Origin of the sequence: Pedobacter sp. CFBP9032 (genome assembly GCF_034045265.1) — a bacterium.
Taxonomy (GTDB): domain Bacteria; phylum Bacteroidota; class Bacteroidia; order Sphingobacteriales; family Sphingobacteriaceae; genus Pedobacter.
Window position 1 is genome coordinate 1 of record NZ_JAXCWE010000006.1, and the last position, 17,369, is coordinate 17,369.

Below are 17,369 nucleotides of genomic sequence, written 5' to 3' on the forward strand. Positions count from 1 at the left end.
CTTATAAACGAAAAAATAGCAGCCGGAATGAACCAACTGCTATTTAAATCGTAATTTTATTTAATTATTAATCCTGTATCAAATTTTCAGGACTAGTCATATTTTGAATGCTCCTTGAGCCACAGACCCGTGGGGTACCCAGCACAAAAGTTACTTTATATATCTATTTATTAAAGGCCGTCATGGTATGCGCCGGGCCAATTGTGACATAACTTTTAATCAGCTCAACGCTTTTATCTATTAGTGCAGGAAGTTCCGGTTGTTCATCTTTATCAAACAACCCTAATACAAAATCTATTTGTCTTCCTTTTGGATAATCACTTCCGATTCCGAAACGCAACCGGGCATAGTTTTGTCCACCACAAACTTCTTCTATACTCTTTAAACCATTGTGGCCTGCACTTGATCCCTGAAGTTTCAAACGCAGTTTACCCAATGGCAGCGCCAGGTCATCAACTACTACTAAAACATTTTCAGGGGCAATCTTTAACTCCTTCATCCAATAGTTTACGGCTTTACCACTCAGGTTCATAAATGTGGTTGGTTTAATTACATGAAGTTTTTTTCCTTTAAAACTTACTTCAGCATAATAAGCCAAACGAATATTGTCAAAACTCCCACCTAAGCCTTTCACCAGTTCATCAGCAATGTCGAACCCGATATTATGTCTGGTATGCGCATAATCCGGACCAATATTCCCCAAGCCAACTATAAGATATTTCATAGCCGCAAAGGTAGAAAAAAAGGTTGAGGGCGGAAAGGGAGAGGTTAGAAAGCGGAAAGGTTAAAGCAGAAAGATTAAAGCGGAAAGGTAAAAGCTTAAAGACCAAAGCAAAAAGCGGACAGGCTAAAGACCAAAGCGAGAAGTTTATAAGGTGTGATGCTAAAACGAAAAAGGTCAGGCGATAAACGAATTACGCGCGTAAAAAATAATTCAGCATGGCGGTTAGCTTAAAAACAAAAAAGCGGTACAAAATTGCTTTTGCACCGCTTAATTTGTGAAATCACATTAATCTGTGATTCTTGTACTATTTTTTACCTTTAGCAGCTTCAGTTTCTGCTTGTTTTAATGCTCTAGACATTGCAACAGAGACGATTGTATCTTCAGGAGTGTTTGTGATGGCATAACCTTCAACTTTAAGGTCGCGAACACGGAATAAACTACCTACTTCTAATTTCTCTAAGCTTACTTCTACGTTTTGAGGCATGTTAGCTGGTAACGCCTTGATACGTAACTTACGTAATTTCTGGATTAATTTACCCCCCATTTTAACACCTGGAGAAGTTCCAACTAATTTAACCGGAATCTCCATAACGATTTCTTTTTCATCAAATAACTGAAGAAAATCGATGTGCATTAACACGTCAGTAAGTGGGTGAAATTGAGTGTCTTTAACAATTGCTTTAGTTTTAGCACCATTAACATCAATTTCCACAAAATTTACTTCCGGGGTATAAATAACATCTCTTAAATCAGCAATAACTACAGCTAAGTGTTGTTGCTCTTTTCCACCATACAATACCGCCGGAACCTTACCTTCGTAACGAAGTTCCTTGGCATCGCGTTTCCCTACGTTCTCTCTTGGAGAACCGCTAATTGCGATTGTTTTCATTTTATTTATATTTATTTATTTATTAGTATTTAGTATCAAGTACTTAGTATTAAGCATCTAGTATTAAGTATCTAGAACTTAGTATTAAGTATCAAGTATTTGGTGTTTAGACCTTAAAGCCTATACCTTCCATCACAATTATACTCTAAACAAGTCGCTAATTGAGCCGTGTTCGTTTACATTGGCAATTGCCCTTGCAAATAAACTAGCTGTACTTAGCACTCTAATTTTTTCACTTTCCATTCTCAATGGAATGGTATCTGTAACGATCAACTCTGTTAATACTGAGTTTTCTACTGTTTCTATGGCTTTGCCAGATAATACAGCATGCGTACAAACAGCTCTTACACTTGCAGCACCATTCTCCATAATTAAAGCTGCCGCTTTAGATAAGGTTCCTGCGGTATCACAGATATCATCTATTAATACTACATCTTGTCCGGTTACATCACCAATAATCGACATTGATTCGATTTCATTGGCACGTTTACGGCGTTTATCACAGATAATTACTTCGGCATTGAAAAACTTTGCAAAAGTACGCGCTCTATATGAGCCACCCATATCTGGTGATGCAATGGTAAGGTTTGGTAGATTTAAGCTTTTAATATAGGGTACAAAAATAACCGACCCATCTAAGTGATCTACCGGAATATCAAAGAAACCCTGAATCTGAGCCGCATGCAAATCCATGGTCATAATGCGGTGAATACCTGCAGATTTTAACAGGTTTGCTACCAATTTAGCTCCGATTGCTACACGAGGTTTATCTTTTCTATCCTGACGGGCCAAACCATAATAAGGAACAACTGCTGTAATATAATGTGCCGATGCTCTTTTAGCCGCATCAACCATTAACAAAAGCTCCATTAAGTTATCGCTTGGCTGGCAAGTAGATTGGATTAAGAAAACATCGCAGCCGCGGATTGATTCGTCAAAAGAAGGCTGGAATTCTCCATCGCTAAATTTGTGGATTGTAACATCACCAAGTGCCTTGCCGTAACTTTCAGCAATTTTTAGCGATAATCCTCTAGAACCTGTTCCGGAAAATAATTTTACCGGGTTAAACTGCAATGGCATAATCCGTGTAGTTTACGGTTAAAAAAAATCGGATCATGTTATTTAAAAACACGATCCGATGATAAATTTGTTGTCCGACCTGGATTCGAACCAAGACAAACAGTACCAAAAACTGTCGTACTACCCTTATACTATCGGACAAACTTTCTCGAGGTAACCCCTCGAAAGGGAATGCAAATGTAGGAAGCTTATTTGAAATATGCAAGAGTGATTTTAAAATATTTTTAATTTCTTTCCCGCTCTTCCTTTTTGCATTGCAAAGATAAAAAAATCATCATATGGTATGCAACATTTTATTTTTTTCTACGACATTTTTAGTCAAGAACCACTTAAATCATTTATTATCAAAGACTAAATTTTCACTATGAATTATCCGAAGATCAACACTATTGGCGGTTGGCTATGTTTTATCATCGCTGCATCTACCTATATCCTCACTTTAGATCAATCCGTAAGCTTCTGGGATTGTGGCGAATTTATTGCTTCGGCATATAGACTAGAGGTTGTTCACCAACCTGGTGCCCCAATGGTTTCGATGATTCAGCGGTTATTTTCTACACTTGCTCTTGGCGATAAAACCAAGGTTGCTTATTTCATTAATATCTCTTCCGCACTGGCAAGCGCCGGAACCATCATGTTCTTATTCTGGACAATTACCGCTTTAGCTAAAAAGACAATCTCTAAAAACAATGAAACCCTCACGAATCAGCACATCATTAGCATTATTGGTGCGGGCGTAGTTGGCGCATTGGCTTATGCTTTTTCTGATAGCTTTTGGTTTTCTGCCGTAGAAGCTGAAGTTTATGCGCTTTCTTCTCTTTGCACCGCTGTAGTGTTCTGGGGAATCTTAAAGTGGGAAGCACTGGCTGATGAACCACGATCAGATCGCTGGCTCCTGTTTGTGGCTTACATCATGGGGATTTCCATCGGCATCCACATTTTAAACCTTTTGGCTATTCCAGCAATCATTTTTGTTTATTATTTTAAGAAAGTAACCTCACCAACTTGGAAGGGCATTCTGAAAGCCTTCATCATTTCGATTATGGCGTTAGCTGTTGTGCAGTTTGGTATCATCCAATACCTCGTTTCCATTGCCGCAAACTTCGATTATTTCTTCGTAAACACGTTAGGCTTTGGATTTGGAACAGGCATCATCTGCTTCGCCATCTTATTTATTTCGGGGATAGTCTACGGCATCCGGTATTCAATCCTCCAAAACAAAAGACTACTTCATCTGATCATGCTATTTACAGTTTTGCTTGTTTTTGGCTATAGTTCATTTGCTTTACTCATCATCAGGGCACAAGCAAAACCGAATCTCAACAATTATAATGTAGATAATGTATATTCTTTTTCCAGGTATGTTGGCAGAGATCAATATGGCGACCGCCCTTTGTTATTTGGAGAGAACTACAATTCGCAAAAAATTGATATTAAAGAAACGGGAGAAATTCTCCGCAAAGGTAAAAGGAAGTACGAGTTGGCAGGCAAAAAGTCCGCTTATGTTTTTGCAGATAAAACGCCTTTACCAAGAATGTATAGTGATAAACCTGAACACATCAGGTTCTACAAAAATTACATGGGCTTTGGTGATCAACATCAGCCATCGCTCACTGATAACTTAAAATATCTATTTTCCTTTCAGGCCGGGCAAATGTATGTACGCTATTTTATGTGGAATTTTGTGGGCAGGCAAGACAATGAAGATGGACAACACGGCGGAACTGACGGCACCTGGCTAAGTGGAATAAAACCCATTGATGCCCTTCGCTTAGGGGATCAAAACAATCTTCCTCCTTCTATTATCCAAAACAAAGCTTATAATCGCTTTTTCTTTTTGCCCCTCATTATTGGATTAATCGGAGCGGTTTGGCATTTCAAAAGAAATCAAAAAGATGCGGGCATTATTGGTTTGCTCTTTGTTTTTACAGGTATCGCAATTGTAGTTTACCTAAATTCCGTTCCGGTAGAGCCGCGAGAAAGGGATTATGCTTACGTTGGCTCCTTTTATGCTTTCGCTATTTGGATCGGTTTAGGTGTTTTTGGCTTAAAGGAATATATTTTCACCAAGTTCACACCCAAACATGCTGGTATTTTTGCATCAGTCCTGGCCTTATTTGCCGCGCCAATAATTATGGCTCAGCAAGGCTGGGATGATCATAAACGTTCGGATAGCCATGTTGCCAGAGATATGTCTATCAATTACCTGAAGGCCTGCGCGCCAAACGCTATCTTGTTTACCTATGGTGATAATGATACTTACCCGGTTTGGTATGCCCAGGAAGTAGAAAATATACGTCCGGATGTGCGGGTAGTCAACTTAAGCTTATTTACTGCCGATTGGTACATTGATGGCATGCGAAGAAAGCAAAATCAATCGTCTCCTCTTCCTATTACCATGAAACCCGAACAATACGTAGAAGGCACAAGGGATATCATGTACTTTCAGGATTACAAAATCGCACAGCATGTGGAACTGCAGCAGATTTTGGATGTCCTTCTTTCAGATAATGACGAAGATAAAGTGACCATGAGTGACGGATCAAAGTATAATATTTTACCTACGAAGAATCTTAAATTAACGGTAAATCCTCAGCAAGTGCTCGATACCGGAACGGTACCTAAGGAAGACGCGGGAAAAATTGCGGATAGCATCCAGTGGACCTTCAACCAGGAATATGTAACCAAAGGAACATTGGCCTTATTCGATATTTTGACGCATAATAATTGGAAGCGGCCTATCTACTTTACCGGAGCTATGCCAACGGAACAATATCTGGGGCTGGACAAATACCTTTACACAGAAGGGCTAAACAGAAGATTGCTACCACTTAAACCGAACCCTATACTGGATGAATCAGAGCCTGTAAACCTAAAACCGATGTACAATAACCTGATCAGCACCTACGGTTTTGGGAATATTAAGCAGGCAAAACATCTGGCTCGTCAATCTGCAGATGATGTCGCCATGTTTTCGAATATGTTTGCCAGTTTATTAAGTGGATTGGTAAATGAAAAAGATATCATTAAAAGCAAAAAAGTGGCCGACAAGTTTTTTGAGGTAATTCCTGATCAGTTTTACACGTCCAGACAAGCAATGAGTACTTTTTATTTCACCGAGGGTTTATATCGCATAAACGACTTCAGGCGTGCGAATGAATTAATTATTAAATCAGCAGATTATTTTGATAAAGAACTGATTCATTTAGCGGATGTTTCCGAAAGTAAGGGTTATCTGACATCTGAACAAAATGTAAGGATGTACATGAGCGTGATGAGCCAGATGATTAAACTGACTGAAACCTTTAAGCAAAGAGAACTGAGCAAGAAAATCGAAACTCAATATATGATTCTTTTAAATCGCTTTTCACCTTTTGTGGCTGGATAGTGAATGAACATTTAAATTTCAACCTATAAGCAGCGACTAATTTCTGTTTATAGGTTTTGCTGTTTGAATACGGTTTTGAACACTATAATTAAGCGTGAGTAATAACTTAATATGGTTAAGATTTGTTAAATCAATCCAAAAATTTACCAGTTTTATCGTCTAGAATAGTTAATTTCGGCTGCATTTTTATGTAAAACAATTTTTAATATCATTAAAAGAACCAATGAATTATTCTAAAGTCAATAATATAGTCGGCTGGATCTGCTTTCTAATTGCAACAATAACTTACGTTTTAACTCTTGAGCCTTCTGCAAGCTTCTGGGATTGTGGCGAATTTATAGCTTCAGCATTCAGAATGCAGGTTGTTCACCAACCAGGTGCGCCATTATTTTTAATGCTTCAACGCTTTTTCTCCATTTTCGCCTTTGGCGACGTGACGAAAATTGCTTACTGGATGAACGTTGGCTCGGCAGTATCAAGTGGTGCCACCATCCTATTCCTGTTCTGGACCATCACTGCTTTGGCGAAGAAAACATTGGTAAAAGCTGGCGAGGAAGTTTCTAAAAGCGACTTAATCAGTATTATTGGTGCAGGTGCCGTAGGTGCCTTGGCTTATACGTTTTCTGATAGTTTCTGGTTTTCTGCAGTAGAATCTGAAGTTTATGCACAATCTTCCTTATTTACTGCGATTGTATTCTGGGCAATTTTGAAATGGGAATCTCATGCAGATGAACCGAGAGCAGACCGTTGGTTATTGTTTATTGCCTATATTATGGGTTTATCAATCGGAATCCATTTATTAAACTTATTAACGATTCCTGCCATTGCCTTCATTTATTATTTCAAAAGAACTGGCAAAGCTACTACAGCAGGCATTATGAAAACCCTTGGTGCTGGGATCTTAATTTTGGCGGTGATCCAATATGGTATTATTCAGTACCTGGTATCTTTTGGTGCTTACTTCGATTTATTTTTCGTAAATACTTTAGGCCTCGGTTTCGGAACTGGTGTGCTCTTTTTCGCCATTATTGTAATTGGCCTATTAGTTTGGGGGATCAGATATTCCATCAAACACCAGAAAAAATTATTGAATCTTGGTTTGATTTCTACCGTATTAATTATCTTCGGTTATGCTTCTTTCTCTATGATCATCATCAGGGCTAAAGCAGATCCTAACTTAAATAACAGTGCGCCAAAAGATGCTTTCTCTTTCTTAAGTTACTTAAACCGTGAGCAGTATGGCGATAGGCCTTTAGGTTATGGACCTAACTATAATTCGGAACGTGTGGGCATCAAAGAAGGTGGAAAAACGATCTGGAGAAAAGGTGCTGACAAATACGAAAAAGCTGGCACAAAGACTGATTATGAATATAATAACAATACCTTATTACCTCGTATGTACAGCGACGATGCACGCCATGCTTCTTTTTATAAAGAATGGATGCACCTGGATGACGCAAAAAAACCGAATGTAGTAGATAATGTTGGTTTCTTATTCAGTTACCAGATTGGCTACATGTACATGCGTTATTTTGGATGGAACTTTATTGGTCGCCAAAACGACGAACAAGGCCAGGGAAGCGGTTATGAAGGCGAATGGTTAAGCGGAATCAAAGCCTTTGATTCATGGAAAATTGGCGATCAAAGTCATTTGCCACCATCTACAGTAGATAACAAAGCTTACAATCGTTTCTTCTTCCTTCCCTTAATTATTGGTTTATTGGGTGCCATCTGGCATTTTCAACGCAATCAAAAAGATGCAGGTGTAGTTGCCCTATTGTTCTTCTTTACTGGTATTGCGATTGTATTATATTTAAATCAAAAGCCTTTAGAGCCACGCGAGCGTGATTATGCTTATGTAGGATCATTTTATGCCTTTGCGATATGGATCGGACTTGGCGTACTTGCCATTCGAGAGTGGCTCCTCAAGAAGCTAACGCCAACTACCGGTGCTGTTGCGGCAACTGTTCTTGGTTTATTGGTGGCGCCAGTTATTATGGCCGAGCAAGGTTGGGATGATCATGATCGTTCTACGAAAATGGTTGCCCATGATATTGCGCTTGATTATTTAGAATCTTGTGCACCAAATGCAATTTTGTTTACCTATGGTGATAATGACACCTACCCGCTTTGGTATATTCAGGAGGTGGAAAATGTTCGTCCTGATGTACGGATTGTGAATTTAAGTTTATTTGATACAGATTGGTACATTAATGGCTTAAGACAAAAACAAAATCAATCTGAACCATTGCCAATCACCATGAAACCTGAACAATACGTACAGGGAGAACGTGATGTAATGCCGTTTGATGATTATAAAATTGCCGGCAGTGTGGAACTTAAAAACATTGTAGAATTACTCTTATCGAATGATGATAATGATAAAGTTGCGATGCAGGATGGTACGAAATCAAACTTCCTTCCTACTAAAAACTTCAAAATCACCATCGATCCACAACAGGTAATCAGCACAGGGACAGTTTCAGCAGCAGATGCTGCGAAGATTACACCAGAAATGGATTGGACATTTAACAAAGGCTATGTAACCAAAGGCACTTTAGCCATGCTGGATATTCTGGCCCACAATAACTGGAAACGTCCGATTTATTTTGCCTCAACTGTACCTTCTGAACAATATAATGGTCTAGATAAGTATTTGTACAGTGAAGGATTGGCCTTGCGCTTAGTACCGTTTAAAGCCGATACAGCATCAACTGAAGAGCGGGCAGAACAGTTGAATACGCCAGTGCTTTACAAAAATGTAATGACGAAGTTTAAATGGGGTAACATGAAAACGGCTACTTATTTAGATCCCCAGTCTTCTGATGATACCTTTATCTTTACTAATATTTTCAGCAACTTAGCAGGGAGCCTGATTAAAGAAGGTAAAAATGCGGAAGCTAAACAAGTAGTAGACAAATATTACGAGGTAATGCCTCAACGTTTCTTCGGAATTCGTACCGTAGTGGTAAAATACTACATGGCAGAAAATCTTTATAAACTTGGCGAAACAGCAAGGGCAAATGAGATTTTAACTCAATCTGGAGATTATATCAATAAAGAGCTTATCTTCTTAAGCGATATATCACAATCAAAAGGTTCATTAACGGGTTCGCAAAATATTCAAACTGGTTTGTACTATCTTGATAGAATGATCAAAGCAAGTAAAGCTGCCGGACAAGAGAAGGTGAGTACACAACTGGAGAAGATCTTTGCGTCTCTAGAAGCTAAATTCTCTGGTTACTATGGTCAGCAAGGACCTGCACAATAATCCATTTAAAACGATATGAAAGCAGCTGCATTTATTTGTAGCTGCTTTTTTTTTGCATTTGCGTTCGTTTTTATCGAGCGCAATAATAGCTTTAAGATTTTATTATAAAAGGTATATAAAAATTAATTTGTTATATAAGTCGTAAATACGACAAACTACTTACACGCTCGTTTTTAACGAGTGCAATAATAGTTTTACGATTTTATCGTAAAAGGTGCTTAAAGATTAAGTTGGCATATAAGTCGTAAATACGACAAACTATTTACACGCTCGTTAGAAACGAGCGTGAGAAGTGCAGTATAGAATGCTTGCGCTCGTTTTTAACGAGTGCAATAATAGCTTTACGATTTTATCGTAAATAGGCACCTGAAGATTAATTTGTTATATAAGTCGTAAATACGACATACTACTTACACGCTCGTTAGAAACGAGCGTGAGCGCAGATAAATATTCAAAATGCTTGCGCTCGTTTCTAACGAGTGCAATAATTGCCTTACGATTTTATCGTAAAAGGTGCCCAAAGATTAATTTGGCATATAAGTCGTAAATAAGACAAACTATTAGTTACACGCTCGTTAGAAACGAGCGTGAGCAATTATGATTTTTCAGTATAAATAAATATTTTTATTGTATGTCAGATCAGTATCAAGCCAGGGATCCAGAAGGTATCTACTTTTTAACTTTTACCATTGTAGATTGGGTGGATATATTCACCCGTCAGTCTTATAAAGAAATTATCGTAGATTCATTAAAGTATTGCCAATTAAACAAAGGCCTTGTACTTTACGCATACTGTTTAATGACTAATCATATACATCTTATTGCATCTACCAATACAGATGTTAGGCTTTTTGAAATCATAAGAGATTTTAAAAAATTCACGAACAGGGCTCTTATTAAAGAGGTTGCTTCTGAAAATGAAAGTCGCAGGAAATGGATGCTTAATAAATTTGAATTTGCTGGGAAATATCTTACAAGAATTGAGAATTACAAGGTTTGGCAAGATGGTTACCATGCGGTTGAATTAATCAGTCCGAATTTTACATTTCAAAAGTTGAATTACATTCATCAAAATCCGGTTAGAGCTGGAATAGTTTCTGAGCCAGAACATTATACTTATAGTTCAGCATCCAATTATTGTAATTTAGGAGGCCCAATAGACATTGAATTGTTAGACATTGATTGAGCGGTGCTTAATATTTGTTTGTTTTCGTTTTTAACGAGCGCAAAATAGCCCCACAATTTTATCGTAAAAGGATACCTAAAGATTAGTTTGCCATATAAATAGTATAATGCTTGCGCTCGTTAAAAACGAGCGCAATAATAGCCTTACGATTTTATCGTAAATAGGTACCTAAAGCTTAGTTTGGCATATATAAGTCGTAAATACGACAAACTATTTACACGCTCGTTAAAAACGAGCGTGAGCAATAGCCAAAAATGCTTGCGCTCGTTTTTAATGAGCGCAATAATAGCCTTACGATTTTATCGTAAAGAGGTGTCTAAAAATTAGCTTGGCATATAGGTCGTAAATATGACAAACTATTTACACGCTCGTTAGAAACGAGCGTGAGCAATAGTTCAAAATGCTTGCGCTCGTTTTTAACGAGTGCAATAATAGCATTACGATTTTATCGTAAAAAGGTACCTAAATATTAGCTTGGCATATAAGTCGTAAATACGACATACTACTTACACGCTCGTTAGAAACGAGCGTGAGCAGTATAGAATGCTTGCGCTCGTTTCTAACGAGTGCAATAATAGCTTTACGATTTTATCGTAAAAAGGTACCTAAATATTAGCTTGGCATATAAGTCGTAAATACGACATACTACTTACACGCTCGTTAGAAACGAGCGTGAGCGAGGTTTTAACGAGTGCAATAATAGCCTTACGATTTTATCGTAAAAGGTACCGAAAAATTAGTTTACCATACAAGTCGTAAATACGACATACTATTTACACGCTCGTTAGAAACGAGCGTGAGCGCGGACGCGGTGGCGCGGCCAATAAAAAATCCCGCTCAGCCAGGCCAAACGGGACAAAAAAAATATAGTTAGTTAATGATTATTCGTTTACTACACCCATTGCGCAGAATTTCTCAATTCTTTGCTCGATAAGTTTATCGGTCTTCAGCTTACCCAACGAGGCCAAATCTTTGATAATATAATCTTTTAAAGTACTTCCCATTAATTCCGGATCCTGGTGTGCTCCACCAAGTGGCTCAGGAATAATTCCATCGATTAGTTTGTTGCCAAACATATCATCTGATGTTAATTTCAGGCATTCTGCCGCTTTCTCTTTAAAATCCCAGCTTCTCCAAAGAATGGAAGAACAAGATTCTGGAGAGATTACCGAATACCAGGTATGTTCAAGCATATAAACTTTATCGCCAATACCAATCCCTAATGCACCACCGGATGCACCTTCCCCTACCACAATACAAATAATTGGCACACGAAGTACGGACATTTCTAATAAGTTTCTGGCAATTGCCTCTCCTTGTCCGCGTTCTTCAGCCTCCAAACCGGGATAAGCACCCATGGTATCAATAAACGAAACCACTGGCTTATTAAACTTTTCTGCCAGTCGCATTAAACGTAAAGCCTTGCGGTAACCTTCGGGGTTTGCCATACCAAAATTGCGGAACTGGCGCTCTTTAGTATTTTTACCTTTCTGGTGCCCAATAACCATTACAGTCTGGCCATTTATCGTAGCAAAACCACCAATAATCGCCTTATCATCTTTAACCGTTCTATCGCCGTGAAGCTCAATAAAATCATCACAAATCATACTGATATAATCAAGCGTTTGCGGACGATCCGGGTGGCGGCTCATTTGAACCTTATTCCAGCCTGTTAAATTTTTATATAAGTTATGGGTGGTTTCATTTAATTTACCATCAAGCTCTTCTAAAGTGGCAGACATATCTACCTTAGTTTTATCGGCAACTTGCTTAACCTTTTCTATTTGCTGAACTAAATCTGCAATAGGTTTCTCAAAATCGAATGATGTTTTTATTTGCTGCATAATTGAACCACAAAAATAAGTAATTATTTTTAGTTTGCAGACAACAGTTTTATTTACTTTAAAGGGAGCATAAAGCTTGAGTTACCGCCAGCCTGGGTAGTGGGCAGCTTACCATCCCATTTTTGTATCCATTGTTGTTGCACCAATAGTGGTGTGAGTGATTGTTGTCTTAATCGGTTGGCTTCCGATTCTGCCTTTGCCCTTACCAATAAAGCCTGCGCTTCACCTGTAGCAGTAGCCACTTTAACTTTCGCCTCGGCATCAGCTTGCTTAGCCTGGTTTTCTGCTTTTAAACGTGCCTGGATGGATGCATTTTTTTCATCAATCATTTGTCTTAAGCTTTCTGGCGGTGTAATCGCTGATGTCAATTGATCATACACAAAGCCATCTTTACTTAAGTTTTTAGTCAGGATAGTTTGAATCCTGTCTTCAAAGCGTTCACGATTACTCATCACCGAATCTGAACTGAAAGAGTTGGCCACAATACGATAAGCATCATAAATGGTATTGCGCATAAATTGCTGTTCAATTTCTGCCAGCGGTTTTCTGTATTGCCTGTAAATCTGTGGCACCATTGTCGAATTTACATGGTAATTCAATTTTGGATCTACTTTAAACTCCGCTGCATCTCTGGTGGTTACTACAAAAGGCTCGTAATCTACCGATTGCGTGTAAGTTGGAAACTCAACAATTTTGGTAGTCCAGGTATTGTACCAAACCCTGCCTGTAACAATGGTAATGTTATCTACTCCCCTATCCGTTCCGTACAAATTAATTTTGATCCCCACATTTCCGGCATCAATATTTTCATAAGTAAACGGTTGTACCGCATAAATAATAATAAGCAGCACTAAGCCAACAGCAGCCTTAATTAGTTTTTTAATCAGTGACTTTTTTGGGGAATCCTGTTCCATGAGCATTAAAGTTTTTTAAATAGATTTTTAATGGAGAGATAAAGTACAAGTATTGCCAGCATAATTTCGGCTACCCCAATCCAGACTTTAAGATTAGATGGCTCACTGATATTATTTACGCCAAAAGTGATGAGTATAATTGCAGCAATTACGCTAATAAGCTGGAGAGCAACTTGCATGGTTACGGTTTTACGCAAGATAAAAAAAGAAAATTAAATTCAAATTGAATCTTAAGAATTTGGAAAGCAATAGTGGTGGCATTTCGGTTACGGCAGTCCCGCCCCCGTTTCTGCTCCCAAAGAAAAATTGGGGAGCATTCACTCCGGTCGGGTTTAGATTACAACGGTTTGTTGCTTCTATGATGGGTTTCCAAGCCACAGTCTAACCAATTTAGCCCTGATTGAAGCGGCATCTCCCGATTTTTCATCGGGAATATAGCGTAAAGCAGGACGAACGTAACGATTCGCACTGCTTTGCCGCTACCTAAAAAAGACAAACTCTAACTTAACCTGCATTCTGATCTTAAAATCCGATAATCCCAGCCATCATAGCTAAAACTTCGCTGCCGCTCCTTCTTTTGGTAATGCTTTTTTAATAAAATCCCTGATGTGGTTATTTGCCGTTTTCAAATCATCTTTACGAAGATACATCATGTGTCCGCTACGGTAGCCTTCCCAAGTCATTCGATCTTGTAATTTACCCGCACCATCTAGCTGCCACATGCTATATTTAGCATTGAAATAATCACAGGCACCATCGTAATAACCAGATTGCACCAGTAAATGGAGGTATGGATTTTGCGCCATCGCCTGGCGAAGATTATCCCCGGTTTGATCGCCTGTTTTATCCCATGGGTAGACAGAACCGAACATGTTATATTTTAAATCTGTTTTATAGTTGAGCTCATTGCGGATGTACATATTAATAGCAGGTGTGAATGAGTGTAACCACGAAGTTAACTCGGCATTATAATCCGGACCTTCGCCAGCACTCATTTTATCAATGCCACGATAGCGTGAATCCAATCTTCCAACGGTAAAACCTTTATCCCTCATCAGTTCTTTCCAGAAAAAATCTGTGGGCACATTAAGGTTGTAATCCATGATCACTTTTTCTGATAACCCAGAGTAGCGCGCCATTTTGCTTGCAATTCCCTTCTTTTTCTCTGCACTTAACATGCCCCCCTGTGCAATCGCCGGAATCAATTCATTGATGGTAAAAGTCTCCACTTCAGGCAACATGGCAGTTAAATCTTTAGATTGTAGATCGGTTGGCAACAATTTATGGTACCAGGCTGTAGCCGCAAAGTAAGGTAAACGCAAGGCTGCATCAACAGGGCCACCGCGCTCAATTCCTAACTCGGTTGGAGAAACTAAAACCACACCGTTCAAATACATCCATTGGTTGTTCTGAAGTTCTAATGCTAAACCGGAAACCCGGGTAGTACCATAACTTTCTCCTATAAGAAACTTTGGAGATCCCCAGCGGTTATTTCTAGTAACGAAAGTATTAATCCACTCGGCTAAATATTTGATGTCAGCTTTTACACCGAAAAACTTTTCCTTCGGTACCTCCTTACTGGTGGCACGAGAGTAACCTGTATTAACCGGATCTACATAAACAATATCTGCCACATCAAGAATTGAGTATGGATTTTCTTTATAACCATAAGGCTGTACCGGGTAGCCTTCATCATCGATGTTCAAAACCACCGGACCGGTATAAGCAATATGCATCCAAACAGATGCTGAGCCAGGACCGCCGTTGAATGAAATTACAAGTGGTCTTTTGTCGCTATTAGAAACATCACTGCGTTCATAGTAAGTATAAAACAGGCCTGCAATTGGCTTGCCTTCCTCATCCCATACAGGTAGTGTTCCTGTTGTAGCTTTATAGGGAACGGATTTTCCATTAATGTTAACTGCATGATTAGTCACTACAGTGCTTTCCACTTTAATAGTTCTTTCGTTTGCCACAGACTTCGGTTCGTCTTTAACAGTGATTTCTGTAGTGGTTTTTGTTTCTTTAGATTGGTTTTTCTTTGGCGCTTGCTGTGCATGAACGAAAAAGCCTGCACATAATAATGTACTGAGTATAAGTTTGAATTTCATTGAAGGTTTGGTTTGATTGCTTAAATATCAAACTTAGGAACCGTTAATCAAAAAATCGTTGTAGAAATGTTACTGAACCTTACCTGTACCCAGACTTGATTCAATAACTAATTGTGCAATAATCACTATTCTTTCTTCGCTAACTGTTTTGTCTTAACCCTGCAATGACCCTAGCTATCTACCACAGCCTTCATTTAACCGAACCTATTGTTTTAATCGCCAGTGTCGAAAAATCCTTATTACAAACACTTTCCCTATCACTAAACGTACCGACAAGCGGATAGAGGCTATACCGTTGCCTCGGCTTGACTCGGCTTGCTTCCAAAGGTCTCTAAACTTTTTGTTATGAAGAGTTTAACCAAAATAAAGGCCGGCAGCTGCTGTCGGATAAATTCGTTAAAGCTTTGTTTCGGCAGCACAAGAGGTGCAAAATTAAATTTATAAACCTTCTTTCTAGGTTAGGCGGCTTTCACATTAGTATGAAAAATGGCTTAATACGACGTCTTGCTGAATTTGGTTAAGGATCTTTTTTTCGGAAGCCTAAAACACGAACAACGATCAAAGTAAAAAAGTTACACTGATCTATTCTCTTCAACGCCAAGCTTAGCTGCCAGAACTTCATTTGTTTTCTTAGGTTCTTTGATGAAAACATAGCAGATTATCGCGGCTAAGATCATCAAACCACCACCAAGTTGAACTGCCAGAAGGCGATCGTTGTTTAACACATTCCGCATTAACCAGCCGAACCCCAGTGAAGCAATGATCTCAGGCAAAACAATGAAGAAGTTAAAAATCCCCATGTAAATTCCGATTTTATCTTTTGGTAGAGAACCGCTCAGCATGGCATAAGGCATCGAAAGAATACTAGCCCATGCTACACCAACACCCGTCATGCAGAGGTAAAGCATGTTTTTATCGTGCACCCAAGCCACACTGATGAGGCCTATCGCACCACAAATTAGACAAATGGCATGGGTGGTCTTTCTGCCCAAAGCATCGGCAATTTTGGGTAACACCAATGCAAAAAGGAATGTAATAACGCTATAATAGGCTAAGGTTAAACTTCCAAAATCAGCACCTTGAGCATAAATGGGATCTGCAGCATCTTTACCACCGAATACATTTACCGCAACCGCTGTGGTATAGTAAAACCACATCAGGAATAATCCTGGCCAGGTAAAGAACTGAACTAATGAAACAATTTGCATGCGTTTTGGCATATTCCTCAACGCACTGAAAATTTCATTTATGCCATTTTTGACACCGCCACTACCCTTTTCCGGAAGTTCATTCTCTTTCGGCGGATACTCTTTCGTAGTGAAGACCGTCCACAATACGGCTGCAAAAAAGAAAAAAGCACCGATGTAAAATGAAAACTTCACATTTTCCGGAATACTTCCCTTTGCTGCTGTATTTTGCAAATGAAAAACATTGTTCATCAGCCACGGCAAAGCCGAAGCTACACTTCCACCCAAGCCAATCATCATGCTTTGCATAATGAAACCTCTGTTTACCTGGCTATCAGGTAATTTATCCGTAACAAAAGCGCGGAAAGGTTCCATGGCAATGTTTCCGAAAACATCTAAAACCCAAAGCAAACCTGCAGCCATCCACAGCACACTGCTATGTGGCATAACAATAAGTGCCAAGCTGCTTACAATTGCCCCGATCATGAAATAAGGTCTCCTTCTCCCCCATTTAGGGTGCCAGGTTCTGTCGCTCAAGTAGCCAATAATCGGTTGAACCAATAGTCCGGTTAACGGTGCGGCTAAAAACAATAAGGGAACCTGATCTGGATTAGCACCAAGATTTTCGTAAATACGCCCCATGTTGGCGCGTTGTAAATCCCAGCCGAACTGGATTCCGAAAAACCCAACACTCATATTGATGATCTGAACCAGTGTTAATTTCGGGTTCTCGAAAACTGTTTTTAAGCTCATTGTATTTGGTTTTGTGTAACCG

Annotated in this window: 11 protein-coding genes; 3 read left to right on the top strand and 8 right to left on the bottom strand. The window is 39.0% G+C overall.

The features are described from left to right. Positions 1–163 precede the first annotated feature (163 nt). The 3 genes from pth to SOM16_RS12575 form a co-directional block, all read right to left on the bottom strand. Positions 164–724: an aminoacyl-tRNA hydrolase gene (pth, locus tag SOM16_RS12565; protein ID WP_320464348.1), complete on the bottom strand. Its 561-nt coding sequence runs from the start codon at positions 722–724 to the stop codon at positions 164–166. Positions 725–1,028: 304 nt separating this feature from the next. After that, positions 1,029–1,613, bottom strand: coding sequence for a 50S ribosomal protein L25/general stress protein Ctc (locus SOM16_RS12570; protein ID WP_320464349.1), 585 nt, complete (start codon positions 1,611–1,613; stop codon positions 1,029–1,031). A 138-nt stretch (positions 1,614–1,751) separates the two neighbouring features. Further along, entirely contained in the window at positions 1,752–2,693 is a 942-nt protein-coding gene (locus SOM16_RS12575) for a ribose-phosphate pyrophosphokinase (RefSeq protein ID WP_320464350.1), read from the bottom strand. Between the two features lie 364 nt (positions 2,694–3,057). On the opposite strand from SOM16_RS12575, the gene SOM16_RS12580 reads away from it, so the two are divergent. The 3 genes from SOM16_RS12580 (at position 3,058) to SOM16_RS12590 (ending at position 10,538) form a co-directional block, all read left to right on the top strand. Beyond that, positions 3,058–6,081 (top strand): DUF2723 domain-containing protein, encoded by a 3,024-nt coding sequence (locus SOM16_RS12580; RefSeq protein ID WP_320464351.1) that lies wholly within the window; start codon positions 3,058–3,060, stop codon positions 6,079–6,081. A gap of 223 nt (positions 6,082–6,304) precedes the next feature. Next, positions 6,305–9,352 carry a DUF2723 domain-containing protein gene (locus tag SOM16_RS12585; RefSeq protein ID WP_320464352.1) on the top strand — a complete coding sequence of 1,016 codons (3,048 nt, stop codon included), beginning with the start codon at positions 6,305–6,307 and terminating at the stop codon, positions 9,350–9,352. Positions 9,353–9,983: 631 nt separating this feature from the next. Further along, on the top strand, positions 9,984–10,538 hold the full coding sequence (locus SOM16_RS12590) for an REP-associated tyrosine transposase (RefSeq protein ID WP_320464353.1): 555 nt from the start codon (positions 9,984–9,986) through the stop codon (positions 10,536–10,538). An 881-nt stretch (positions 10,539–11,419) separates the two neighbouring features. Here SOM16_RS12590 and SOM16_RS12595 read toward each other — a convergent pair. The 5 genes from SOM16_RS12595 to SOM16_RS12615 all read right to left on the bottom strand — a co-directional run bounded on the left by SOM16_RS12595 (position 11,420) and on the right by SOM16_RS12615 (position 17,347). After that, on the bottom strand, positions 11,420–12,382 hold the full coding sequence (locus tag SOM16_RS12595) for an acetyl-CoA carboxylase carboxyltransferase subunit alpha (protein WP_320464354.1): 963 nt from the start codon (positions 12,380–12,382) through the stop codon (positions 11,420–11,422). 53 nt (positions 12,383–12,435) lie between these two features. After that, positions 12,436–13,296, bottom strand: a complete 861-nt coding sequence (locus tag SOM16_RS12600) for an SPFH domain-containing protein (protein ID WP_320464355.1) — start codon at positions 13,294–13,296, stop codon at positions 12,436–12,438. A gap of 5 nt (positions 13,297–13,301) precedes the next feature. Further along, positions 13,302–13,475, bottom strand: coding sequence for a hypothetical protein (locus SOM16_RS12605; RefSeq protein WP_320464356.1), 174 nt, complete (start codon positions 13,473–13,475; stop codon positions 13,302–13,304). A gap of 372 nt (positions 13,476–13,847) precedes the next feature. Next, on the bottom strand, positions 13,848–15,407 hold the full coding sequence (locus tag SOM16_RS12610; RefSeq protein WP_320464357.1) for a S10 family peptidase: 1,560 nt from the start codon (positions 15,405–15,407) through the stop codon (positions 13,848–13,850). Between the two features lie 572 nt (positions 15,408–15,979). Continuing rightward, complete coding sequence (locus tag SOM16_RS12615) at positions 15,980–17,347, bottom strand: MFS transporter (RefSeq protein WP_320464358.1); 1,368 nt, start codon at positions 17,345–17,347, stop codon at positions 15,980–15,982. Positions 17,348–17,369: the final 22 nt, after the last annotated feature.